The sequence below is a fragment of the Synechococcus sp. 65AY6A5 genome, from assembly GCF_002760415.1.
Taxonomy (GTDB): domain Bacteria; phylum Cyanobacteriota; class Cyanobacteriia; order Thermostichales; family Thermostichaceae; genus Thermostichus.
On sequence record NZ_AXUW01000001.1, the window covers coordinates 2,103,288 to 2,126,708 of the forward strand.

General features: G+C 62.7%; 23 protein-coding genes and 1 pseudogene. 16 read left to right on the plus strand and 8 right to left on the minus strand.

Annotated features, from left to right (window positions below; genetic code table 11):
- Window positions 1-4: 4 nt before the first annotated feature.
- Together SYN65AY6A5_RS10005 and SYN65AY6A5_RS10010 are read right to left on the minus strand one after the other, a co-directional pair.
- Window positions 5-1,273, minus strand: a complete 1,269-nt coding sequence (locus tag SYN65AY6A5_RS10005; RefSeq protein WP_099884342.1) for a bifunctional sterol desaturase/short chain dehydrogenase — start codon at window positions 1,271-1,273, stop codon at window positions 5-7.
- A gap of 265 nt (window positions 1,274-1,538) precedes the next feature.
- A complete protein-coding gene (locus tag SYN65AY6A5_RS10010) occupies window positions 1,539-2,105 on the minus strand; it encodes a DUF192 domain-containing protein (protein WP_099812568.1) in 567 nt (188 codons plus the stop codon).
- 211 nt (window positions 2,106-2,316) lie between these two features.
- Here SYN65AY6A5_RS10010 and SYN65AY6A5_RS10015 point away from each other — a divergent pair, with 211 nt between their 5' ends.
- Entirely contained in the window at window positions 2,317-3,615 is a 1,299-nt protein-coding gene (locus SYN65AY6A5_RS10015; protein ID WP_099835676.1) for a serpin family protein, read from the plus strand.
- On the opposite strand, the gene SYN65AY6A5_RS10020 is transcribed toward SYN65AY6A5_RS10015, so the two are convergent.
- The 4 genes from SYN65AY6A5_RS10020 to SYN65AY6A5_RS10035 all read right to left on the minus strand — a co-directional run bounded on the left by SYN65AY6A5_RS10020 (window position 3,602) and on the right by SYN65AY6A5_RS10035 (window position 6,870).
- Window positions 3,602-5,422: an NFACT RNA binding domain-containing protein gene (locus SYN65AY6A5_RS10020; RefSeq protein WP_099812570.1), complete on the minus strand. Its 1,821-nt coding sequence runs from the start codon at window positions 5,420-5,422 to the stop codon at window positions 3,602-3,604. The two genes, SYN65AY6A5_RS10015 and SYN65AY6A5_RS10020, sit on opposite strands and share 14 nt — an antisense overlap.
- Window positions 5,423-5,641: 219 nt before the next feature.
- Window positions 5,642-6,259, minus strand: coding sequence for a DUF3727 domain-containing protein (locus SYN65AY6A5_RS10025; protein WP_011429146.1), 618 nt, complete (start codon window positions 6,257-6,259; stop codon window positions 5,642-5,644).
- Between the two features lie 72 nt (window positions 6,260-6,331).
- Window positions 6,332-6,577: a gas vesicle protein GvpG gene (locus SYN65AY6A5_RS10030; protein ID WP_011429145.1), complete on the minus strand. Its 246-nt coding sequence runs from the start codon at window positions 6,575-6,577 to the stop codon at window positions 6,332-6,334.
- Between the two features lie 20 nt (window positions 6,578-6,597).
- Window positions 6,598-6,870: a hypothetical protein gene (locus tag SYN65AY6A5_RS10035; protein ID WP_099834698.1), complete on the minus strand. Its 273-nt coding sequence runs from the start codon at window positions 6,868-6,870 to the stop codon at window positions 6,598-6,600.
- Window positions 6,871-6,881: 11 nt separating this feature from the next.
- Between SYN65AY6A5_RS10035 and SYN65AY6A5_RS10040 the strand changes: the two are divergent.
- Window positions 6,882-7,283 (plus strand): annotated as a pseudogene (locus tag SYN65AY6A5_RS10040) (ATP-binding cassette domain-containing protein); the annotation flags it as partial.
- 10 nt (window positions 7,284-7,293) lie between these two features.
- Here SYN65AY6A5_RS10040 and SYN65AY6A5_RS10045 read toward each other — a convergent pair.
- On the minus strand, window positions 7,294-8,106 hold the full coding sequence (locus SYN65AY6A5_RS10045) for a class I SAM-dependent methyltransferase (protein ID WP_011429142.1): 813 nt from the start codon (window positions 8,104-8,106) through the stop codon (window positions 7,294-7,296).
- Between the two features lie 41 nt (window positions 8,107-8,147).
- Between SYN65AY6A5_RS10045 and SYN65AY6A5_RS10050 the strand changes: the two genes are divergently transcribed.
- The 12 genes from SYN65AY6A5_RS10050 (at window position 8,148) to SYN65AY6A5_RS10105 (ending at window position 18,109) form a co-directional block, all read left to right on the plus strand.
- Window positions 8,148-8,363: a hypothetical protein gene (locus SYN65AY6A5_RS10050; RefSeq protein ID WP_011429140.1), complete on the plus strand. Its 216-nt coding sequence runs from the start codon at window positions 8,148-8,150 to the stop codon at window positions 8,361-8,363.
- Window positions 8,364-8,478: 115 nt separating this feature from the next.
- Window positions 8,479-9,879 (plus strand): ABC transporter substrate-binding protein, encoded by a 1,401-nt coding sequence (locus SYN65AY6A5_RS10055; RefSeq protein WP_011429139.1) that lies wholly within the window; start codon window positions 8,479-8,481, stop codon window positions 9,877-9,879.
- A 53-nt stretch (window positions 9,880-9,932) separates the two neighbouring features.
- Window positions 9,933-10,748: a tryptophan synthase subunit alpha gene (trpA, locus tag SYN65AY6A5_RS10060; RefSeq protein ID WP_011429138.1), complete on the plus strand. Its 816-nt coding sequence runs from the start codon at window positions 9,933-9,935 to the stop codon at window positions 10,746-10,748.
- 411 nt (window positions 10,749-11,159) lie between these two features.
- Window positions 11,160-11,681: a phycocyanin subunit beta gene (locus SYN65AY6A5_RS10065; protein WP_276307372.1), complete on the plus strand. Its 522-nt coding sequence runs from the start codon at window positions 11,160-11,162 to the stop codon at window positions 11,679-11,681.
- 147 nt (window positions 11,682-11,828) lie between these two features.
- Complete coding sequence (locus SYN65AY6A5_RS10070) at window positions 11,829-12,317, plus strand: phycocyanin subunit alpha (protein WP_011429135.1); 489 nt, start codon at window positions 11,829-11,831, stop codon at window positions 12,315-12,317.
- 288 nt (window positions 12,318-12,605) lie between these two features.
- Window positions 12,606-12,866: a phycobilisome linker polypeptide gene (locus tag SYN65AY6A5_RS10075; RefSeq protein WP_011429133.1), complete on the plus strand. Its 261-nt coding sequence runs from the start codon at window positions 12,606-12,608 to the stop codon at window positions 12,864-12,866.
- A gap of 72 nt (window positions 12,867-12,938) precedes the next feature.
- A complete protein-coding gene (locus tag SYN65AY6A5_RS10080; protein WP_228375394.1) occupies window positions 12,939-13,709 on the plus strand; it encodes a HEAT repeat domain-containing protein in 771 nt (256 codons plus the stop codon).
- Window positions 13,710-13,796: 87 nt separating this feature from the next.
- A complete protein-coding gene (locus tag SYN65AY6A5_RS10085) occupies window positions 13,797-14,438 on the plus strand; it encodes a HEAT repeat domain-containing protein (RefSeq protein ID WP_099812571.1) in 642 nt (213 codons plus the stop codon).
- A 42-nt stretch (window positions 14,439-14,480) separates the two neighbouring features.
- Window positions 14,481-15,206, plus strand: a complete 726-nt coding sequence (locus SYN65AY6A5_RS10090; protein ID WP_011429130.1) for a phycobilisome rod-core linker polypeptide — start codon at window positions 14,481-14,483, stop codon at window positions 15,204-15,206.
- A gap of 139 nt (window positions 15,207-15,345) precedes the next feature.
- Entirely contained in the window at window positions 15,346-15,657 is a 312-nt protein-coding gene (locus SYN65AY6A5_RS10095) for a DUF6825 family protein (RefSeq protein ID WP_011429129.1), read from the plus strand.
- 29 nt (window positions 15,658-15,686) lie between these two features.
- Window positions 15,687-17,390: an AarF/ABC1/UbiB kinase family protein gene (locus SYN65AY6A5_RS10100; RefSeq protein ID WP_240527759.1), complete on the plus strand. Its 1,704-nt coding sequence runs from the start codon at window positions 15,687-15,689 to the stop codon at window positions 17,388-17,390.
- Window positions 17,390-18,109: a Stp1/IreP family PP2C-type Ser/Thr phosphatase gene (locus SYN65AY6A5_RS10105; protein WP_011429127.1), complete on the plus strand. Its 720-nt coding sequence runs from the start codon at window positions 17,390-17,392 to the stop codon at window positions 18,107-18,109. Before SYN65AY6A5_RS10100 ends, SYN65AY6A5_RS10105 begins: the two co-directional genes overlap by 1 nt.
- Window positions 18,110-18,120: 11 nt before the next feature.
- On the opposite strand, the gene SYN65AY6A5_RS10110 is transcribed toward SYN65AY6A5_RS10105, so the two are convergent.
- Entirely contained in the window at window positions 18,121-19,038 is a 918-nt protein-coding gene (locus SYN65AY6A5_RS10110; protein WP_011429126.1) for a histone deacetylase, read from the minus strand.
- A gap of 128 nt (window positions 19,039-19,166) precedes the next feature.
- Here SYN65AY6A5_RS10110 and SYN65AY6A5_RS10115 point away from each other — a divergent pair, with 128 nt between their 5' ends.
- Together SYN65AY6A5_RS10115 and SYN65AY6A5_RS10120 are read left to right on the plus strand one after the other, a co-directional pair.
- Window positions 19,167-21,011, plus strand: coding sequence for a serine/threonine-protein kinase (locus SYN65AY6A5_RS10115; RefSeq protein ID WP_011429124.1), 1,845 nt, complete (start codon window positions 19,167-19,169; stop codon window positions 21,009-21,011).
- 3 nt (window positions 21,012-21,014) lie between these two features.
- Window positions 21,015-23,348: a transglycosylase domain-containing protein gene (locus tag SYN65AY6A5_RS10120; protein ID WP_011429123.1), complete on the plus strand. Its 2,334-nt coding sequence runs from the start codon at window positions 21,015-21,017 to the stop codon at window positions 23,346-23,348.
- Window positions 23,349-23,421 lie beyond the last annotated feature (73 nt).

Consider the following 23,421-nt stretch of genomic DNA (forward strand, 5'->3'; position numbering starts at 1 on the left):
CCCCCTAAATCAAAGGGATCCCGGCGGCCGGACCCAGAAGAGCTGGGCGAGAAGAGCGGCGGCTGAACAAGCGGAAATAGGTGCTGACGGCCAACTCTTTCAGCGGGAAAAGCAGGTAGGTGAGGGGGTTGATGGTAACGATGATGTTGCGGCAATCGCGCTTGGCCTGGGCCAGGATCTGGGCGGCCACCCAATCGCCTGACATGACTCCAATCGGGTTGAGCTGGCTCTTGAAGGGCCCGAGGATGAGCTTGCGCACCACACAGGGGGCATCGAGACGGCGTAGGGTAACCAGATCGCCCAGGGCCCGTTTGGAGAGCTCGTAGAGAGGGCTAAAAGCAGGGCTGACCTCGGCTTCGGAGGTGTTCACCCAAACCTCTTTGGTGGCCATTTCCCGATTGCCGCGCACCGTTTGGAAAAACAGCTCCATCAGGCGCCAAGCGGAGAAGGTGTTGACAGCATAGGACTGGCGAACCGATTCGGGATCCCGCTCCCCATGCACGTTGAGGCCGTGGTTGATCACCAAGATATCGACTCGTTCCAGGAGCCCGGCCAGGGATCCCTCCTGACCCACCTGCCAGTGGATGGTCTCCACCGGCTGGGGCTGGCCGTCCACTTCGATGGCGACCGAATCCGCATGGGAGCTGAGGGCGATGACTTTGGCCCCATGGCGGGAAAAGTGCTTCAAGAGGGCCCGGCCCAGAGTGCCAGAGGCACCGGTGACGGCCACGCGCTTGCCTTTAAAGGAGAGACTGGTGCCCATGATCCGATCCACTAAGGTCAGGGTGCCGCAAAAGTAGGCGTTGGTATCGTCGAAGTGGTGCCGCCAGTGGTAGGCGCGGTTGACATGCCACTGGGCAGGAGGAGCAGGGAAAGGCCCGGGTTGGTGGGTAATGTCCGTCTGCAGGGCCAGCCCCCAGCCGCGCAACATGCCGGCAACCAGAAAACTGGCCGAGTAGAGTACCCCCACCGCCGCCGCTAGGCCATACAGCCAGGATCCCTGTCCCAACAGCACCACCCAAGGGATCCCGGCCAGGATCATCGTCGCCGCTTCGGGGACATCGTGGTGCCACTGGGATTCTCGGTACAGCTTCGGGTCTACCACGCTGAGATCGGGGCGAAACAGGCGGTGGTGCAGAGTGTGCTTGGGCATCAGCCAGGGCCACTGGTGGGCCAGCCAATGGCGCTCATCCCGCACAACCTCGGCCCAAAGGACGGAAGCCAGGGCAACGACCCCAACCCCCAGCCACTGAGTTACGCTGCTAACATCCATAGGGCTTTGCCGGCAGTAGCCAAACCATCCTGGGCTCGCGGTCGCCTCTTGGCATCAATCTCAAAGCAGTTGGCGACCCTCAAAAATCATCGCAAAGATCCCTGAAAAGATCATCCCAGGCCGCAAGCAAGACGGCCAACGGCAGCTTTTGGGATCCCAGGAGCATGGTCTCAACCTCTTCTGCAAGCTTGTCTTCCCTCACCCCCAGCCCCTTTCCCAGCCCTCACCCCCAGCCCCTCTCCCAAAGGGAGAGGGGAGATAGAGATCAAGGGGCGGAGCTGGGAAGCTCGCGGATCTCAACCGTATCTCCCACTTGCAAACCTAAGGCCGCCGCCGTCCCGCCGCGGAATTCCAGCACGCCATCTACCAACTGGTCAGAGGGTGGCCCATAGACGGGGCAGGGTTGGGCGGGGCAACCGGGCACATCGGCAGCGATGTACACCACCTGGCCTTGGCGGAGAAAGATAATGTCCAGGTTGAGCAGGGTGTTAAACATCCAGAAGGCAGCCGGCTGGGGCGGGTCGAAGGGAAACCACATGCCGCGATCAGGCGGCAAATCGGTGCGAAACATCAGGCCCAGCCGCTGTTGCTCAGGGGTGCGGGCCACTTCCAGCTCAAAGCGCCGGCCAGCGATGGTGACTTCTGCTGCCACCGGCAGGTGCTGGGGCTCTCCTTTGGCCGAGGTCGCGTTGGCAACGGCTGCCGTCTCCTGGGCTTCTAAAGATGAGGATCCCCCAGCAGTACATCCCAGCAGCAGAGCCAGGCCTAAGGCAATCCCGCCCGCTGTGGCAACCCGGCGAGAGCGCCGCCCCTCCCTTGCCCGCAAACTCATCCCTTGTCTCCTGCCGAGCTAGCTGTGCAGGCTTGATCCTACCCTGCTCTTTAGGTTGAAGAGGGAGGGGATCCGTAGCCAGTTTGGCCGGGATCTCCTGCGGGCTTTGGCCTGTCGATCTCTCCTCAAGCGCAAAGAGCCATCCACCCCCAACCCGATACCATAGCCATAGAGTCTATCTATCGTTCCCCACCCGGCCAGGAGAGACCCCATGAAAGACCTTTTGAGCAGATCCTCGCTGAGCCGGAGCTCGCTTCTGGCTCTGTTTGGCCTATTGCTTTTGGGTCTCTGGCCCGCACAGGGGATGGGATCCCAGGAGGCCCCGGTGCGGATCCCGTTTGAGCCGACCGTGACCTATGGGGAAGGCTATGGAGAAGAGGCTGTGGCCCAACAAGCCCAAAGTCGCTTTGCGCTAAAGCTGTTTGATCGCCTGCTCCAGCAGCAGCCGCAAGAGAACCTCTTTTTCTCTCCTTTGAGCATTCACTTGGCTCTGAGCATGCTGTACAATGGCGCCGCTGGGGAAACGCAGGCGGCCATGGCCGAGGTGCTGGAGGCCCAAGACCTCTCCCTCCATGAGTTGAACTGGACCAATGCCCAGATGGCGCGCTGGCTGGTGGAGCGATCCCAAGCAGAAGGGCCGATCCAGGTGCAAATTGCCAACGGCCTTTGGGTCGATCAAACCCTCACCCTGCGGCCTCCCTTTTTGCAGGCGCTGGCCACCTATTACCAAGCAGTGGCCAATCGGGTGGAGCTGGGATCCCGCCAGACGGTGCAGGCGATTAACCGTTGGGTAGCCGAGCGCACCCAGGGCCAGATCGACCGCATCGTGGATCGCCTCAGCCGGGAAGACAGGCTGGTTTTGCTCAACGCCATTTACTTCAAGGGAGAGTGGACCCAACCCTTCGATCCGGCCCTGACAGAGCCCCAGCCCTTTACCCGCCCAGATGGCCGCCGTGTCCAAGTGCCGCTGATGGCCCAATCCGGTCGCTACGGCTACCGGGAGACCGAGCAGCTCCAGGTGGTGCGCCTGCCCTATGGGGAAGGGGAACTGGCTATGGTGATCCTGCTGCCCAAGCCAGGGGTGAGCCTGGAAGCCCTGCGACAGGAGCTCAGCCCAGAAACTTGGCAAGAATGGACGGGATCCCTGCCCACCCGCCCCGGCTCGCTGCGGCTCCCCAAGTTTAAGCTGGCCTACGAAACCGATCTGGTGCCGGCTTTGCAACAGTTGGGCCTGGGGATCGCCTTTTCCCCTCAGGCCGATTTCAGCCAGATGACCCCAGAGCCGACGCAGGTCAGTAGAGTCTTGCACAAGGCGGCCATCGAAGTAGATGAAAAGGGATCCGGGGCGGCAGCCGCCACCGGGGTCATCGTCTCCCGCACCGCCAGCGACCGGCAAGAGCCCTTCCAGTTCGTAGCAGATCGCCCCTTCTGGTTTGCCATTGTGGCCTCCGGAGCCAACCGGGAGGCGCAAACTGTGCTGTTTATGGGATCCGTAGTCAACCCCAAGTAGAGGGCTGTAGCTCTGCTGGAACCTCCGGCTTGGGCGCCCCCTCCTTTTCCACAAGCAACTGGGCACGGCTGGGACGGCCCCACAGCACCTGCTCCTGCTGGTAAACCACCATGCCGGGTGGGGATCCCTTGGGTTTGAAGACGCACTTAGGGCGGGTATACACCACCGGTACCTGGTCGCTGAAGCGACCGCGGCTAAAATACGCCGCCAGATCGGCAGCCGCCTGCAGATCTTCACTTTCGGCCACCGCGCCCGGAGGCAGGCGCAACAGCACGTGGCTACCGGGGATCTCTTGGGCGTGAAACCACCAATCTTGGTCTTGGGCCACGCGGAAGGTCAGCCGATCATTTTGCCAGTTGTTGCGCCCCACCCAGATGGAGAAGCCGCTGGGGCTAGTGAAGCGATAGGGGTTGAAGCTGGCTGAAGAGGCCCGTCTGGATCCCTCTGCCCGGCTGGGGCTCTCTAGGTAGCCTTGTTGAATCAGCTCGGTCTCAACTTCTCGAAGGGCGGCCAAGTCCTGGGGATCCCGATAGGTTCCCAGATGCTGCAGGGTCGCTTCCACCTGCTCCAGGTAGCGGATCTCTTGCGCTACAGCTTCTAGCAAGGGCTGGACGGCCTCCTGGGCTCGTTTTTGTTTGCGGTGCTTGCGGTAGTAGGCCTGGGCGTTGAGAACAGCGTTTTTCTCCGGATCCAGCGGGATCTTGACCATCTGGCCGCTAAAAAAGTCTGGCAGCTCCATCAAGCTCAGCCCTGGCCGCCAGAGGTGGAGATGGGCCATGAGCAGATCGGCAGCCTGCTTGGAGGCTTCCGCTTGGGCCGAGTCGGCCAGCATCCTCTCGAAGTGCTCTTGCCGCTGGCGGAGTTTTTTCAGCAGGGCAGCCAGCTTTTGCCCCAGGCGCTGCCGCTCTCGCTCAAAGCGTTCGCGGTTGAGCTGGGCTTGGTAGTAGGCTTCCAGGAGCTGATGCAAGTTGGGTGTAGAGGGATCCCCGCCAGAGCCCCTCCAGCCGAGAACAGTGTACCCCTGGGGGGTAAGGGCCGGCTTAAACTGAGCCGTTTCCAGGCGGGCCAGCCAGTCCTGCCACCAAAAAAACAGGGCCTGCCACTCCTGGGGCGAGAGTTGGTTGGTGGGGGTTTGGGGTGGGATCCCGGCCTGCAGGCACATGGCCTCTGCCAAATGCCGGCTCAGGCCGCGGTAGCAGCGCAGCAGCCGCTGAGCAATGGGGCCAGGGATTAGGGCAAGACGCTCTTGCCACTGGGAGAAGGGCTCGGCTCGCTGGGGGATGGGATCGCTGAGGGCAGGGGGAGCTTCGTAAAGTAGACCCGGCTGCACCGGCCGTACCCGCGACTGTCGCTCGCTTACCCCGTGGCCGCAGGCCAAGATCATGCCCCCCTCGTCCACCAAGATGGCGTTGCTGTACTTGCCCATCACTTCCAGATAAAGGTGGCGTTGAGGGGGATCCGCGGGGCGAGGGGCAAAGCGAAAGTCAATCACCCGCTCCCACTCGTCCAGCAGCGCCAGCTCCGTCAGCGCCAAACCCCGCAGGTGCCGTTGCAGGTGTTGGCTAAAGGGCAAGTCCTCTGCTTCCTTGGGGGGAGCCTGACAGAGGTGAACTCGGGCCGCCTGAGGATGCCAAGACAGTAGCAAGCAAGGACGCGCCTTGAGGGTGCGCAGGCCAATCACCACCGTCCACAGATCCGTCTGCTGGATCCACTCCACGCGGGCAGGCAGCAAGGGATCCCCCCCGGCCTCAGCCCCTTTTAGATCTGCCAGCACAGCACGGAGGGTGGTCAGGTCAACCGGTTGCATCCCTGCTGCTCCTTGGGATCGGGCAACGCCTGGGGAACTGAACGAGGGCCTCCTTCCATTATCTGCCGCTCCCCTAGCTGGCGCTGGCAACAAAAAGACTCCGCCCAATCGACTTGAGCGGCAACCAAGGGGCTGCATTGGGGCAAGAGGCTTGGTACTTCCACCTTTGGGCTTTTTGGCCCAGGTGCCTTCAATTCTCAGGCAGAAACCCCGAGCTGCCTAGTCCTCGTCTTCATCGTCATATTCTTCATCATCGTACTCCTCCTCTTCCACTACCTCGTCCAGATCGAGCAGCACAGCATTGAGTTGGTCGAACAGGGCTGGCGAGTCCTCTGGGTTCAGTAGGTAGGGATCCCCCTCGTCAGGCAGGGCCACGTAGACCAGAACTGGGTCGAGGGGCGTAAAGATGCCGTATTTCTTGTCTTTGTAGAAGAAGGTAGCCAGCAGTTGGAATTCCTGGGCATCTTCCTCGCTTTCGCCCAGCTCGAACACATCTTCCTCTTCAACAGGGGGCAACTCTCCCTGCACCGTCAGGATGTCGAAGCCGTTTTGCTGCAGAGTCAAGTTCAACTCCTCCAAGACGGCCTGGATGGTGGGGATAGCAGCCTGGAGCTCCTCTGGATCCGGCTCATCCAGGATCCCTTCCATGTCCGCATCTCCGTTCACCGCTTGGCCGGGCTCTTCTTCCCCCTCCCAAACCAGAACTTTGATCACGGCGTCCACGGGCGTGGCCAGTGCATAGGCTTGTTCCTCAATGACCACCTGCCTCAGGATCTCGCATTTCAGAGGCTGGTTCTGCTCGTCGCGGAGCACTAAGGTTTCGCGGGATTCGGCCATGGAAAGCAACCCAGGGTAGGAAAATGAGGTCAACCAAAGCTTATTCTCCCATGTTCTGATCCCCCGCAGAACTCAGGGATCCTCGTCGGCACTGCCGGCTTCGGCCTGGGCCAGGGCTTCCAGAGCCAGCAGGATCTCCTCTTCTCGCTGGCTATAGGTCTCTTCATCGATCTCCCCCAGATCGAGCTGAATCTGGAGAGCGGTGAGTTCTTTCTGGAGGTTTTCTTTGCTGTCGAGTTGTGCCTCGGCCCGCTCGCGAATCTGCTCCGCCAACCACAGCAAGCTCTGGGCCGGCCACGTCAGCAATTGCCAAACCATCCCCGCGCCTCTCCCGTGATTTAGGTCAATCCTAACAAGCGGATCCCACCTCCGCCTAAAGCCCGATAACCGATGCTCAGACCCTCCCAAAGGTGGCGCCATAGACCCGAAACAGAGGGATCCCTGCCGCTGGACTCTGCTGCTGGTTGCCGTTGCTCCTGTTCCAGCAACTCCAGCAGGTGGGTGTTGTTGGCTGCCCTGGCTGCTTCTAGACGATGGGCCAGAGAGACAGCGATGTTCCGCCGATGGCGGGCCAGAAAGCTAGCTCCACTCGCTTCAGCAGTTGCGCTCATAGAAATAGAAAAAGGCCGAGGCAGTTGAACGGGCTATGGAGGTGTTGAGACGAGTGGGGATCGCCGAGCAAGCCGAGAAGTATCCTGGTCAACTTTCGGGGAGGCAGCAGCAGCGGGTGGCGATTGCCCGCGCTTTGGCCATAAATCCGGCGGTGATGCTCTTCGATGAGCCCACCTCGGCCTTGGATCCGGAGATGGTCAAAGAGGTGCTGGACGTGATGCGGGAGCTGGCCCGCTCGGGCATGACCATGGTGTGTGTAACCCACGAGATGGGCTTTGCCCGCGAGGTGGCGGATCGGATTGTCTTCTTCGACCGCGGCAAGATCGTGGAAGAAAACACCCCCCAAGAGTTTTTCAGCAACCCCAAGGAAGAGCGTTCTCGCCTTTTCTTGTCGCAGATCCTTTCCCACTAAGGGGCTGCGCTTAGAGAGGCGCAAGCCGTGCCAGAAAGGCCCCCTCCGGCTCTTGGTAGAGAATTTGTCCCTGCCAGCCGTTGGCGTGGGCACAGCGCAGCAGGGTTTCCGGATCCACAAACAGCCAGGGAAAGGGATCCCCGCGCTGCCCGCCGTACTCGGCCACAAAGTTCACCACCCTGGCTTTTGCCTCGCCCGCTGTTCTGCAGTCTCTCCCCTTCTCCCGATCCTCGGCTTCAGAATTAGCTGAACTTTCTACCTGCGGCAGATCCGCCGCGTCGCCCTCTTCACTGAGATCGGCTAGATCGGTGGAATCCACAAGCAACTGGCCGGTGGGCTGAACCCAGTGGCGGGCCAAGCTTAAAAAGCGCTCCAACCCCGCCAGGGATCCCACCAGGCCGGCGCCGTTCATCAGCAGCAGCAGCGTATCGAAGGGCTCTTCCGGCCCCTCCCAGTGGAACAGGTCGGCGGCGATGCGGCAATGCACCCCCCGTTCGGCCATGATCTGCAACGCCACCGGCGAGCGATCCAGGGCGGCTACGGCAAACCCCTCCTCCTGCAACAGCAGGCTGTGGCGGCCCGTGCCGGCGCCAATGTCCAGCACCCGACCGCGGCAGAGCTCTAAGGCCAGGGCCTCCACCTCCGGCAGCTCTTGGGTGAAGAACACCTCCGGCGAGACCACCTGGGGCTCCTCTGCCAGCGGGATCCCCTCGGCGCTGTAGGCGTGCAAGAGCAGGGATCCCCTCGCCTGGCCCCGGTGCCAGTCCCACAGGGCTTGCTCGAGCGGATCCTGAGGCAAAGGGTTTTCGACAACCTCTATCATGGGACTCTATCATGGGAAGGGAAAGCTAGAGTCTTGCCCCAATGGCCATTGCCGCATTTCTTTACGCTGCCGCTTTGGTTCTTTTGCTGATCGCAGGAGTCGTTTGGGCCACCTCTCAGCCGGCTAACTTGGAGACCGAGCCACAGGCCGGCGCACCTCCAGAAGAGCCCCCGGCAACCCCATCTGTTCCTGTTTCCATTGTGGAGCAACTGGAGCGCCAATACCGCAACAGCCCTTCCTACCGTCCCGATCCTTAGCGTATGCTTCAAGAAAGTTCTTGAAGATCCTTGAAGAGGGGGGGTCCAAGAGCTTCCTGAAGGCGTGAGCGGTACCCCTGCTGTCCGGATTCTGCTGTTCTCTTCCTTGGGGCCCATGGCTGCGAAGTCTCCACCCCCTATCGTCTACATTGCCCTAGGGCTATTGCTCCTCTGGGGTGGTCATCGCGCCTGGCAGGCGGGCTACATCCGCTGGCCAGAAGGGATCCCTCTGCCAGGGTTGGGCGGTAGGGCCCAAGATCTGCTCTTAACCAGCGGCGAGCGCACCCTGTTTGCCGATAGCAGTCCCGCCGCCGTGGCTGCAGCAGAGCTGTTGCGCCAGGGCAATTTCGGCGCGGCGATCCCGCTCCTAGAGATGGGGCTACAGAACAACCGCAACGACCCGGAAGCTCGCATTTTCCTCAACAACGCCCGCGCCCAGCAGCAGGGCAACCCCTTGAGCATAGCCGTGGTGGTGCCCATCTCCAGCAACCCCAACCGCGCCAAGGAGACCCTGCGCGGCGTGGCCCAGGCCCAAGAGGAGCTATTTCAGCAAGGGGGTATTGCAGGGCGGCTGCTGCGGGTGGTGATTGCCGACGACGGGGATAACCCAGAGCGAGCGGCGGCAGTGGCCAAAGCCCTGGTGGGCCAGCCCGAGATCCTGGGGGTGATCGGCCACAACGCCAGCGATGCCACCCTGGCGGCGGCTGAGATCTATCAGTCTGCCGGCCTGGCCATGATCTCCTCCACCTCCACCAGCACCCGCATCAGCCTGCTGGGGAACGCCATCTTTCGCACCGTCCCCTCCGACCAGATTGCTGGCACGCAACTGGCCCGCTATGTCCTTAACAAACTGCGCCTGCAGAGGGTGGCCATCTTCTACAACCCCAACAGCGCCTACAGCACCAGCCTGCGCGACGCCTTTGCCGCTACCCTGACCAGCGAAGGGGGCGTTGTGCTGGCGACCTTCGACCTGTCGGCAGCCGATTTCAACCCCCAGGCCAGCCTGCAGACAGCTCTGGGGCAGGGATCTCAGGCGGCTTTCTTGGCGCCCACGGCTTCCGTGGCCGAAAAAGCGCTGGCCGTTGCCCGCGAGAACGCTGCCCTTGGCCAGCCCCTCGCCCTGGTGGGGGGGGATGTGCTGTTTAGTCTCACCACCCTCAAGGAAGGGGGGGCAGCAGTAGAGGGGCTGGTGGTGGCGGTGCCCTGGCATCCCGACGTGCCCCGCAACCGCGGCTTTGCCCAGAAGGCAGCCCAGATGTGGGGAGGGCAGGTGAGTTGGCGCACGGCACTGGCCTACGACGCCACCCGTGTTTTTCTCCAGGCTATTCGGCAGGGATCCCCCAGCCGCAGCGGCATTCTCACTGCCCTGGGCGACCCCAACTTCCGCTTGCCAGACGGCGCTTCCGGGGAGGTGCGCTTTTTGCCCTCCGGCGACCGCGATGCTCCCCATGTGCTGGTGCGCATTGAACGGGGCAACCGCTCCGGCACCGGCTACGATTTTGTGCCCCTCCCCTAGGGCAGGCGCTACAGTAGGGGGTGCTCTCCATCTCCTCAGCTTGGACAGATCCCATGCCCAGCCGGATCACCGCGTGTTTTCAGGCGCTGCGCAGCCGCGGCGAAGCCGCCCTCATCCCCTACCTCACCGCCGGGGATCCCAACTTGGAAACCACCTTTGCGGCCCTGCAAGTTTTGGAGGAGAACGGCGCCGACCTCATCGAGTTGGGGGTGCCCTATTCGGATCCCCTGGCCGATGGGCCGGTGATCCAGGCAGCAGCCACCCGCGCCCTCAGCCGGGGCGTCACCTTGGGCGACATCTTGCAGGGCTTGCGGGGCCTCTCGCTGCGGGCTCCCCTCGTCCTGTTCACCTACTACAACCCCATCCACCAGCTCGGCATCCCCACCTTTGTGCGGCAACTGCGCCAGGCCGGCTGTGCCGGCTTGGTCGTCCCCGACCTGCCCCTGGAAGAGGCCGGATCCCTGCGGGAAGCAACGCAGGCGGAGGGGATCGACCTCATCCTGCTGGTGGCCCCCACCAGCCCCGCCGAGCGAATGCGCCGTATTGCCCAACAGTCCAGCGGCTTTATCTACCTGGTCAGCACCACCGGCGTCACCGGCGAACGGGCCACCCTGGAGCAGCGGATCCCGGCCTTGCTGCAGCAACTGCGCCAATACACCTCCCTGCCGATTGGGGTAGGCTTCGGCATCTCCACCCCCGACCAGGCCCGCCAGATTGCTCTCTGGGGAGCGGATGCGGCGATCGTGGGCAGTGCCTTTGTGCAACGGCTGGCCAAGGCCCCCACCCCCGCCCAAGGGCTGCAACAAATTGCCCACTTCTGCCGGGATCTCAAAGCTGCCCTGCAAGGCATAGGTACCCCGCAACATTGACTGCTGCAGTGTGTGGGCAAGAGGCTTGCCTTTATCTCAAAACAAGTGAAACGAATGTTTACATTTTTTTACTGCCCTCGCCGACCAGTTTCTGGCCTGCTGACCCAACAGAGCCAGAGGATTGGCGGCCAAGCAGACACTCTGGTGCCTGTTTATTTGTAAATCTTCACAAAACACTCATCCCTCCCACGCTATAAAATTGACCTGGATGCTCGGCTGTCTGAAAGTCGCAGAGGTTCTTGACCTGTCTCAAAATCTGGGGCTTCGGTGGGGGTAGTTTTGAGCAACCCGCTCCACAGGATCCCCGGTTTTTGGGCAAGGAGGATCCCGCAAACAACAGAGTTTGGGATCCCACTTTTGAGAGGTTCAGCCAGTCGCCCATCGCTTTTTGGAAAGACCAGAAGGAGATCCATCATGCAAGACGCCTTTACCCGGGTGATCGCTCAGGCAGATGCACGCGGTGCCTTTTTAAGTGATCAAGACTTCGACCGTCTGGCGGCTTTGGTGGCAGAAGGCAACAAACGCCTGGATGCTGTCAACCGCATGACCAGCAACGCCGCCCAAATCGTAACCAACGCGGCTCGTTCCCTGTTTGCCCAGGAGCCGGATCTGATCGCCCCTGGCGGTAATGCCTACACCAACCGTCGCATGGCCGCCTGCCTGCGGGACATGGAGATCATCTTGCGCTACATCACCTACGCCACCTTGGCGGGGGATAGCTCGGTGCTGGAAGATCGCTGCCTCAACGGCCTGCGGGAGACCTACATTGCGCTGGGGGTGCCCACCAGCTCCATGGCCAACGCCATTGCGGCCATGAAGAAGGAAGCCCTGGCCAAGATCATGGATCCGAACGGCATCACCCCTGGCGACTGCTCGGCGCTGCAAAGCGAGGTGGCCAGCTACTTCGACAAGGCGGCTGCCGCCATTGTTTAAGTTAAAAGCGGTCGTCCCTCTTTAAAGCTCCGTGAGATCGCCTAGATCCCTTTTTTCCGACAGGCAGACAGGCATTCCCAACTTGGAGGAGTGCCGGCTGCTCAACTAAGACTTTTGCTAACAGTCAACGCATTTAGGAGTTGCAAGGTGAAAACTGTCATTACCGAAGCGATTGCCGCTGCTGACAATCAAGGGCGTTTTCTCAATGCCAGCGAGCTGCAGGCCGTTAATGGTCGTTACCAGCGCGCTGCTGCCTCTCTGGAAGCGGCCCGTGTCTTGACCCAAAACCAACAAACGCTGGTGCGCGAAGCGGTGCAGGAAGTGTTCAAGCGCTTCCCCTACCTGACCCAGCCGGGCGAAATGGGTCACGGCGATGTGTTTCAGGCCAAGTGTGCCCGCGACATTGGCTACTACCTGCGCTTTATCACCTACTCGCTGGTTGCAGGCGGCACGGGCCCCCTCGATGAATACCTGGTGGCGGGCCTGCGGGAGGTGAACCGCTCCTTTAACCTCTCCCCGAGCTGGTACATTGTAGCTCTGCAGCACATGAAGAGCCGTGCTCTGGGCATGCTGAAGGGCCAAGCGGCGAACGAAGCAGCCATTTACTTCGACTACGCCATCAACGCCCTTAGCTAAGGGATGCCAGAGTAGAGATCCCGTTTTTGGGGGAGCGATCTCTTTCTTCGTCTTCCAATTGAGTGCCCCTACAGAGCAGGCAGCAGCCCAAGTGGAGCTGAGCTGGTCGTTTCCAGGTTTTCGGCGCCGCGGCTCTCTTCGAGCCAGCTAGGTTGTCTGCCTGCTTCCCAAGCTTTTGTGCCTGGGTACAGTTCTGCCTCTAGAGGTGGCTTTTGCGGCCTCTCTGGCGGTCAGGAGGTCTTCGTGCCCAGGTGCCGCACAAAGTTGAACTCGACTCGGGGGAAAACGATGTTTGGTCAAAGCACCAGCGGCCCTGAAACTTTGACGGAAGCCGGCAGCCGGGTTTACAAGGTTGAGTACACTGGCCTGCTCAACCCACCCGATGCTCTGGCCACCTCGGCTAAGGTGCGTCGCAGTACCATGAGCATCACAGTTCCTTACAGCCGGCTGTCCACGGAGATGCAGCGCATTCTGCGGATGGGCGGCAAAATCGTGCAGGTCACTGCTCTATCGGCGGCCCCTGCCCAGAGCAACGGCGCTGCTGAGTAAGGGATCCCTCTGCTCAACGGCAGTCATCGGCAAGGTGGCCTCGATTCCATGGACGGCTCTGCAAGGGTTCCCATGACATCCAACACAGCGGTGCTGCCCCAGCCGCTCACCTGGGAGCAGGCGATAGCGCGGCTGCAGGGGGATGACCCGCAAGATCGGTACTATGCCGCTTGGTACTTGGGCACGGTTCGGGATCCGCGGGGGGTAGAGCCACTGCTGTTGGCGTTGCGAGATGAGCGGGATCGCACCGCCTTGGGGGGCTACCCGCTACGGCGCAATGCGGCCAAAGCCCTTGGGCAAATTGGCGACGTGCGGGCCGTGCCCGGCCTGATCGAGGCCCTTGGCTGTAGCGATCTGCATGTGCGGGAAGAGGCTGCCTATGCCCTGGCCCAGTTGGGAGACCGGCGGGCGGTGGCTCCCTTGCTGGCCTTGCTGCAGTCGCGGGAGCAGGAGCAGCCCTGGGAAGCCTTCATCGAGGCGCTGGGCCAGCTCAACGCCACCGAGGCCGAGGCGGCGATTCGGCCTTTCTTAAGCCACCCCTCGGAGCGGGTGCGTTCGGCAGCCGCTTGGGTGCTCTATCGCTTTACACAAGCCGAGGAGCTGACCCAAGTTCTGGTGGCGCTGCTGGCCCACCCCAATTTCAGCCTGCGCCAGGCGGCCCTTTTCGATCTGGCAGAATCCGGCTGGGTGGCAGGGGCGCCGCTGTTGGCGACAGCCGATGTGGCGCTTAACCTGCGCATCAATGCTCTGAAGCGACTGTTCGACGTGGCGCTGCAGTTAGGGCGAGTGCCGCCGGATCGGGTGGCAGCAGCGATCATCCCGCAACTGGACAGGCTGTTCTAGACGTGAAAGGGCTTGGGGCTCTCCCCCCCTATTGGCTCGCTTGGATGTTTCGTTAGTTTTTTACTTACCTTGGCCTCTGGGTTGTCTATGTCCTCTTCCTCGGCTGCGCAAGTGCTTCCCGCTGCTGTGGCTCAACTGGCCGCTGAACTGGAACAGGCCACCTCAGCGGAAGAACTGTTGCGGGTGGTGAGAGCGCTGGGATCCTTGGGCCACGTGGAAGGGATCCCCCTGCTCATTCGCGCCTTTGGCTTCAACCGCCCTGCCGTGGGGGAGGCCGCGCTGGAAGAGGTGTTGCGCTTTGGGGAGGCGGCGGTAGGGCCTTTGCTGGCCAACATCGATGGCTTCGACTATGGGGCGCGCGCCTATTCGGTGCGGGCGTTGGCCCGTATCGGCCACGGCGATGCCTACCCCTTTTTGGCGGAAGCCATTGTGGCGGACTTCGCCCCTAGCGTGCGGCGAGCGGCGGCCCGTGGGCTGGGACAGGTAGCGGCACGGCGGCCCCTCTCCGATCAAGAGCGAGCCTTGCACCTGTTGCGGCAATGCCTGGGCGACGCCGACTGGGGAGTTCGCTATGCCGCCGTCGGATCCCTGACGGATTTGGCTCGGCTGGGAGAGGCGTCCCTGCGATCTGCCGTCGAGGCAGCCCTGCAAATGGCCTTGCAGGATGCGGATCCCTTGATTCCCCTACGCGCCCGCCTAAGCCAGCAGGAGCTGGCTGCTGATCCATAACCCCTGCCATTTTGTTGTTTCGTTTCCTCAGGAGCATAACCTATGACTCTTCCGCTGCTTGCCGATCGCCCCACCACGCAAAGCGTGCGGGTGGAGCGCTACTTTGTACCCAGCGACGAAACCCCGCCCGCCTATCGCCCCGACGACCCGACGGGCATCGAAAATGTCATCCGCGCCGCCTACCGGCAGATCTTCAGCGAACACCTGATGCTGGAGAGCTACCGGCAAAAAGCGCTGGAGTCCCAGCTGCGCAACGGGGCGATCTCGGTGAAGGAGTTTATCCGTGGCCTGGGCAAGTCGGAGGTGTACCGGGATCTGGTCATGGTTCCTAACGACAACTACCGCTTCGTCGAGATCACCTTCCAGCGCTTCCTGGGCCGGCCCACCTACAGCCAGCAGGAGCGCATCAAGTACTCCATCATCCTGGCCACCCGCGGTCTGAACGGCTTTATCGACGCCGTTGTCGACAGTGAGGAGTACAACGCCGCCTTCGGGGACGATGTGGTGCCTTACCAGCGCCGCCGCCTTTCCGAGAAGCCGACCAACTTGCTCAACCCCCGCTACGGGGCGCGGTGGCGGGATGTTTCCGGCGTGAAGCGCTCGACGCGGGAAGTGGTGCGCACCTACCGGATTACTCGGCCTCCCAAGCCCGGGGATCCGGAAAACTTCCTCAACATGGCCCGCATGCTCAATCCCAAGCCGGCAGCGCGGCAAAACATCAGCGTCTTCGATCTGAAGATCCCCGACATGACCACCAACCGCCGCTGAGGGTTGGGCCTCCTACCCACTGCGCCCTTGCCAAGCTCTCAAGCCGATCATCCGACGCCGTTCGGGTGGATCGGCTCTTCGGCTTGGTTGGGGCAAGATTCGTTATAATCTGGGTGATGCTTCTTAACACTTGGGTTACATGAACAATCCAGTTGTGCGGGCTTTTTTTGTCGGCAAGGCGGTGGCCGACGTGCTGCGAGAGCGCCTGGAGAGCACCCTTGCCGACCTTGCCGGGGAAGTGGGCAAGGTGTGGGCGGAGCTCCAAGAGGGCTGGCAGACCTTTGCCCAGGATGTCATGGCCCGGGCTGAGGCGGAAGCATCGCTAGCTGCCCAGGAAATGGCGGCACCCCCCTTCAAGGCAGAAGACCTGCAGGCAACCCTAGACGACCTGCGGGCAGAGGTGGCGCAGTTGCGCTCCGAATTGCAGAAGTATCGGAGTCGAAACGCTTGAACGCCAGCACACTCCCATCCCGAGCCGTTTTGGGATCCGAACCCGCCAAGCCCTATACCGCCTACCGTTGGGCCCGAGAAAACTACACCCGCTGGGGCCGCCTCATTGATATTTGGCGATTTGTGCTCACCTGGCTGTTTTACCTCTGGCTGGATCAGCAGGCGTGGAGCTACGGGGGGCAGCCCACAGCGGAGCGCAAAGCCAAACGCCGCCGCGCCAGGGCCATCTGGATCCGCGAGACGCTGCTCCACCTCGGTCCTACTTTTATCAAGGTGGGGCAGTTTTTCTCCACCCGGGCCGATCTCTTCCCCTCCGAGTACGTCGAGGAGCTGTCCAAGCTGCAGGATCGGGTGCCTGCTTTTGGCTACGAACAGGTGGCAGCCATCGTGCAGCAAGAGTTGGGCAAGCCCATTGAGCAGATCTACAGCTATTTCGATCCCACCCCCTTGGCGGCGGCCAGCTTGGGGCAGGTGCATCGGGCCAAGCTCAAGACCGGCGAAGAAGTGGTGGTCAAGGTGCAGCGTCCGGGCCTGACCCGCCTGTTCACGATCGATCTGGAGATCTGCCGCGGTATTGCCGAGTTCTTTCAGTACCACACCCGTTGGGGCGGGCCGGGCCGCGACTGGATCGGCATCTACGGAGAGTGTCGGCGCACCCTCTGGGAGGAAGTGGACTACCTCAACGAGGGCCGCAACGCCGACACCTTTCGCCGCAACTTTCGGGACATGCCACAAATTGCCGTCCCCAAAGTGTACTGGCGCTACACTTCCCCCCGCCTGCTGACGCTGGAATACCTGCCAGGGATCAAGATCAGCGACTACGAAGCCCTGAGCGCGGCGGGGCTGGATCGCAAGCTCTTGGCCCGCTTGGGGGCAGAGGCCTATTTGCGGCAACTGCTCAAAGACGGCTTTTTTCACGCCGATCCCCACCCTGGCAACATTGCCGTCAAGCCGGATGGCACGCTGATCTTCTACGACTTCGGCATGATGGGGCGCATTCGCCCTGGCATCAAGGAAAAGTTGGTGGCCATGCTGGCGGCTGTGGTGGCCAAAAATGCCGACCTGGTGGTGGCCTCGCTGGTGGAGCTGGGCGTGTTGGTGCCCACTGCCGATCTGGCGCCAGTACGCCGCTCGGTGCAGTACATGTTGGATCACTTCATGGACAAGCCCTTTTCCAACAGCTCCGACGAGATCTCGGTGATGGCCATCAGCGAAGACCTCTACGAGCTGGCCTACGATCAGCCGTTTCGCTTTCCCGCCACCTTTACCTTTGTGATGCGGGCCCTGACCACGTTGGAGGGGCTGGGGAAAAGCTTGGATCCGGAGTTCAATTTCCTGGAAGTGGCCAAGCCTTTCGCGGAGGAGCTGATGAACGGCAGCAAACCGGAGACGGAGACTCTGCTAGCCCAGGTCAGCCGCCAGGCGGCAGAGTTCACCAGCAGCAGCCTCAGCTTGCCCCGCCGTCTTGAAGCGACCTTGAGCAAGCTGGAACAGGGGGAGCTACGCCTGCGGGTGCGATCCAGCGAGGCAGAGCGTTTGCTGCGCAAGCTGAACAGCACCGGACGGGGAGTTATCTACGCGGTGTTGTTTGCAACTTTTTTTCTCAGCGCAACCCAGCTATTTTCGGCTGGGCATGCTACTTTAGCGATCGTCACCCTGGCTTTGGCCGTTCTCGCCGCTTTGGCGCTGGTCAGGGTACTCTTAAAGGCAAATGGATCAGAGCCACTGATGTGATGCGACGATATGCCTGCGCTACGGATCCAGGCAAGGTCCGCAGCAGCAATCAGGATGCCTACTACTGTGATCCAGAAGGACGTTACTTCATCGTTGCCGATGGCATGGGAGGGCACGCTGCCGGAGCAACAGCCAGCCTGTTGGCGGTCGAGGTCATTCGCGAGTGCCTTGAGCGGGGTTGGCAGACCGTGCCAGCGCCCAAGCTGCTCAGCGAGGCGATAGAAGCGGCCAACGAGGCCATTCTTAAAGACCAGCGAGAAAACCCGGAGCGGGCCGACATGGGCACCACCGTGGTGGTGGCTCTGGTGGATCCCAACAACAATTGCTGGAGCGCTCACATCGGCGACTCTCGCCTTTACCGCCTCCGCGGATCTGAGATGCAGCAGATGACGGAGGATCACACCTTGGTAGCTCGCTCGGTTCGCCAAGGGGAGTTGACCCAGGCGCAAGCCCGCATGCACCCCTGGCGCCACATTCTCGAGCGCTGCCTGGGCCGCCCCGATGCAGGGCCGCCTGCTGTTCAGCCGATTACAATGCGCCCTGGGGATCGCCTGCTGTTGTGTAGTGACGGGCTCACCGAAGAGCTAGATGACGAGGTCATCGCCGAGTACTGCCTGAAGGTGGAGGATTTGGATCAACTGGCCTGCCAGTTGGTCGAGGCGGCCAAAGAGCGGGGCGGTCGGGACAACATCACGGTGGTGATCGCCGAATACGCCTAGTTCGCGGCCAGCTAGAGACGGTATTGCCGGTACACTTCGCCGGCAGCCCGGTGCAGGAGCGAGTGGCGGTAGACAAGCTGAGCGAGGTCGTTGCCGTAGCCGCCGCCGATAACGCAGGCAACGGGGTAGCCTCGCTTTAAGCAGGTGTCCAGCACCTGCATATCGCGGCGGAAGAGCCCCTCGTCGCTGAGGGCCAGCTTGCCCAAGAGATCTTCGCGGTGGGGATCCACCCCCGCATCATAGAGCACCAGATCCGGGCGCACCTGAGCCAACAGATCGGGCAGGTAGTCGGCCAGGGTTTGCAGATAAGCTTCGTCTTCCAGGCCCACCGGCAGGGGCACGTCCAGGTCGCTGGCCTGCTTGGTGGCGGGGAAGTTGGCGGCGCAGTGCATGGAAAAGGTAAACACCCGCGGCTCGGAGCGGAAGATCCAGGCGGTGCCGTCGCCCTGGTGCACATCCAGGTCTACAATCAGAACCTTTTGCACCAGCCCCTGCTGCAGCAGGACTTGGGCGGCGATGGCCAGGTCGTTGAAAATACAGAAGCCGGAGCCGTAGGCGGGAAAGGCGTGGTGGGTGCCGCCGGCGGTGTTGCAGGCCAAGCCATGGCGCAGGGCCAATTGGGCGGTCAGGACGGTGCCGCCCACCGCGCGACAGGTGCGCTGCACCAGCTCGGGACTCCAGGGCAGGCCGATGCGCCGCTGCAGTTTGGCCTCCAGGGATCCCTCGCAGTAGGCCCGCACGTATTCTGGCGTGTGCACCGATTCGATCCAAGCCAGGGGGGGGAGTTCCGGCTGATGCACTTGCTGAGGGCGGATCACCCCTTCCCGCAGCAGCAGCTCGTGCAGGAGGCGGAATTTGGGCATGGGAAAGCGATGGCCCGGCGGCAGGGGGGCGCTGTAGTCGGGGTGGTAAACGACGGGCAAAGACATTCCAAGCAACCGGATCGACGGGGGTGAGCATAGCCTATTGGGGCCCCAGTGCTTATGGTAGAGGTAGCCCACTCTGGCCGGATCCCTGCGGGGGCTCTGCGCTGTTCTCTCTACCGCCGCGATTCCCTATGTTTACTGCGTCGGATCCCTTTTTGGGTCGCCTCTTGGCCCAGCGCTATCGCCTGACCCATCTGCTGGGGCAAGGAGGCATGGGGCGGGTCTACTTGGCCCAGGATCTGCTTTTTGGCGGGGTGGAAGTGGCCGTTAAGCTGCTCTCCCAGCCGGCGATGGACGAGCAGGCCCGCCTGCGCTTTGAGCGGGAAGCCAAAGCCTGCGCCGCTTTGGGCCAGAAAAGCCTGCACATTGTCAAGGTAAGCGACTACGGCATCACTGCCGATGGGGTGCCTTTCTATGTGATGGAATACCTCAACGGCCAAACCCTCAAGGACATTCTGGCGACGGGATCTCTGCCGCTGGAGCGCTTTTTTCGGCTGGCCCGCCAAATTGGCCTGGGGCTCAAAGCAGCCCACGAAGGGATCCTCCTGGAAGGACAGCGGATCCAGGTGATCCACCGCGACCTCAAGCCGGCCAACGTGATCGTGCTGGCCGACGAAAGCTTGGGGGAGCTGGCGAAGCTGGTGGACTTTGGCATTGCCAAGCTGCTCAACACCCGCGAGTCGCTCAGCCTTACCCACGCCTACCTGGGGACGCTGGCCTACTCCTCCCCGGAGCAACTGGAAGGGTTGCCGCTGGATGCCCGCTCCGACATCTACAGCTTCGGGATCATGCTCTACCAGATGGTGTCCGGCCAGATGCCCCTCCAGCCTACCACCGAATCTTTCCCGGGCTGGTACCAGGCCCACCACAAGCAGCGTCCCCTGCCTTTGGAAGAGCTGGGACTGCCGTTGGCGCTGCCCGCCGGTTTGTCGGATCTGATCCTCAGTTGTTTGGCCAAAGATCCGGCCGCCCGTCCGCCCACGGTGGCCAATGTGTTGGCGGAGCTGGAGCGCATCCAAGCCAGAGCGCAGGGATCCCCCAGAGGAGCTTCCCAGGCTGTTGCCCTTCAATTTCCAGCGATCCCCTCTGGCCCGCTTTTTCCCTCGGCGCCCCCCCTGGCCACGGCCGGCACGCTGCGGCTTGCGCCCCCGACAATGGCCAGCGAGAACAGGGGATCCCTGCTCTGGGCCCGCCTGATCCCCTTCTTGGGGGGCAGTTTGCTGGGCTTGGCCTTGGTGAGTTGGGGGTTGGGACGGTTGCTGCAGCGCCCTGCGGCTCCGGTGCTCTCCGGCTCTCGCCCCTCGCCAGCTGCCACGGAGTTAGAGGATGAGCGCCCAGGAGCGGAGGCGCAGCCCGATACGGCCCCTGAAGTTCTCGTTCCGGATATCCTTGGCAGCAGTGCTGGGCAGGACGAGGGCGCAACCCGTCGGGATCCGGCACCGGAGCTAGAACCCTACAGCGGGCCGGTGTTGCGCGCCTTCCCTCTCCAGACTTCCCGTGAGGTGGTGCGGGCCGCCCTGGGATCCCCCAGCCAGCAGGGGCGAGGCGCTCGGCCCAACACCGTCTACGACCTGTACCGCTTGGGCAGCATGAACTTGAGCCTCACCTACGACGAATCCAGCCTGGCGCTGCAACAAATCGAGGCCACCGTCGCCGACGACGTGCCCGCCCCGCAGGCGGAAGGGCTGCTGGAAGACATGCTGCAGGCCCCCTTGCCCCCCCAGTTGCAGCGAGAACTGCAGGCGGTGCGGGAAAACCGTTCTGAGCGCGTCCAGTTCCGCGTCGGCCCCTGGTCTGGCGTGGTCGAGCGCACCCCCCAGGGCCACCTCTACATGGCCGTTTGGGATCCCCCGCCCACCGTCCCCGTTGCCCAGCCCCGCCCAGCCCCCAGAGCCACTCCAGCCGCCGCCGGCCCTCGTCCCGGCCAGACCCTGCAGGAGCTGCTGCGCCGCGCGCGCGAATTGCGGGGAGATTGAGCCATGTCTGCTTCTGAAGACAAGAATTCCCTACGGGGCACCGTCGCTCGCTTCTTCAAGACCCTGGCGAGGCCCTTTCCGGTCGGGCCTACGGCCCTCCTCAAGCCTGCCGAGCCCCCTCCCCCCAAACGCCCGGTGCGCCTGCAGATCACCTGCCCAGGAGAGCCTCCCCAGGTGTTTGTCCTGCAGGGATCCGACATTCTTGGTCGCAGCCAGACGGTGGCCACCATCCGCATCCCCGCCCCTGCGGTGAGCCATCTGCACGCCCGCATTCGCCCGCGTCCGGGCTGGCGTCTGCCTGGCTTGGGGTGGCGGATCCCTCTGCATCCCCTCCTCTACTGGCTGGGGTGGAACGCTGGTCGCTACCAACTGGAAGATCAAGACTCCACCAACGGCGTCTTTCGCCTCAAGCCCTTTGGCGGCGCCGAGCGGGTGCGGCGGGTGATCCTGCGCCACGGCCAGCGACTCAGCCTTGGCCCGCCCCGGGATCCGGAGAGCGTGGTTATTCAGGTGTTGGATCCACCGCCGCCGCAGGTGTACGGGGTGCGCGGCTGCCTGATCCTGATGGCGCTCTTGGGGCTGGGGGCGAGGCTTTGGATCGGCCATGAGTGGAGCAAGTTCTCAGTAGAACCGCCGCTGGCCGCCGATCGCAACCCCCTGATCGTCCTGGCCGGGGATCGGCAAACCGAGCTGCGCCGCCACCAGGGGGATCTCTACCGGGAGCTGCCCAACCTGGAAGCCTTTGGCCCGATTCTGCCCAAAGTGGTGGTGGCCGCCGAAGATCACCGCTTCTACTCCCACTTCGGGGTCGATCTGCTGGGCATTGCCCGCGCCTTTTGGGTCAACCTGCGCTCCGGGGAGGTGCAGCAGGGGGGCAGCTCCATCAGCCAACAACTGGCTCGCACCGTCTTGCGCGACTACACCGGCTCAGGCAACACCTTTGGCCGCAAGCTGCGGGAGGCCGTCGCCGCCCTCAAGCTGGAACGGCGCTACAGCAAAGACGAAATCCTCACCCTCTACCTCAACAACGTCTACCTGGGCAACGGCCTCTACGGCTTTGAGACCGCCGCCCAGTTCTACTTCGGGATCCCCAGCCGCCAGCTCAGCCTTTCCGAAGCCGCCACCCTGGCCGCCATTCTGCCCGCCCCCAACGCCTTCAACCCCGTCGCCAACTACGAGGCCGCCGTGCGGGGCCGGGATCGGGTGTTGGATCGCCTCAGCGAGCTCAAAGTTTTCCCGGAAGAGGAGATTCGGCGGGCCCGGCGCAGCCGCCTCACCCTCAACCCCAACCTGCGCTCCCAGACCTCGACAGTTGCCCCCTACTTCTACAGCACCGTCTTCCAGGAGCTGCGGCAGCTTTTGGGGCAAGATCTCTCGGCAGAGGGCAACTTCGTCATCGAGACGACGCTGCATTTGCCCTACCAGCGGCTGGCGGAGCAGGCCCTGGCCCAAACGGTGCGCGAGGTGGGATCCCGCCTGGGCTTCAACCAAGGCGCCTTGGTCAGCCTCGACAGCCGCAACGGCGAGATCCTAGCTCTCGTGGGCGGGATCGACTACACCGCCAGCCCCTTTAACCGTGCCACCCAAGCCCAACGGCAGCCCGGATCCACCTTCAAAGTCTTCGCCTATGCCGCTGCCCTCAGCCAGGGGATCCCGCTGTCGCAGGTGCTCTCCTGTGAGCCGCTTACTTGGGGCAACCTCACCTTTCAGGGCTGCCGCTCGGGAAGTGCCCCCATGGACTTGGCCCGCGGCCTGATCCTCTCCGAAAACGTGATCGCCCTGCGGCTGGCCCAACAGGTAGGGCTGGAGCGGGTGGTGGCCATGGCGCGGCAAATGGGCATCCAATCCCCCTTACAGCCCTATCCTTCCCTGGTTCTCGGCACGATGGAGGTGAACCTGCTGGAGCTGACCGCGGCCTTTGCCCCTTTGGCCAATCGCGGCCTTTGGTCTAGGCCCCACACCATCCGCCGCATCCTGGATAGCAGCGATTGCGCCAACCCCGACGACTTTCGCACCTGCCGCGAGATCTACCCCGGTCGCGAGGATCCCCGCTCGCAGCGGCTGGTTTTGTCGGAGAGCGTCGCCCAGCAGATGACCGCCGTATTGCAAGGGGTGATCCGCTCCGGCACCGGCACCGCCGCCCGCCTTGGGATCGGGGAGGCGGGCAAAACGGGCACCACCACCGCCAACAGGGATCTGCTCTTTGTCGGCTACACGCCCAATCCGCCTCTGGTAACCGGCATTTGGCTGGGCAACGACGACGCCAGCCCCACCCGCGGCAGCAGCAGCATCGCCGCCCAAACTTGGAGAAACTACATGAGCCAAGTCATTCAATAGGCGACCTTGGCAAACAAGTTCTAACAACTTGACAGAAAACCTCTCCCCCTTCTCCAGGGGGAAGTGCCCGGTG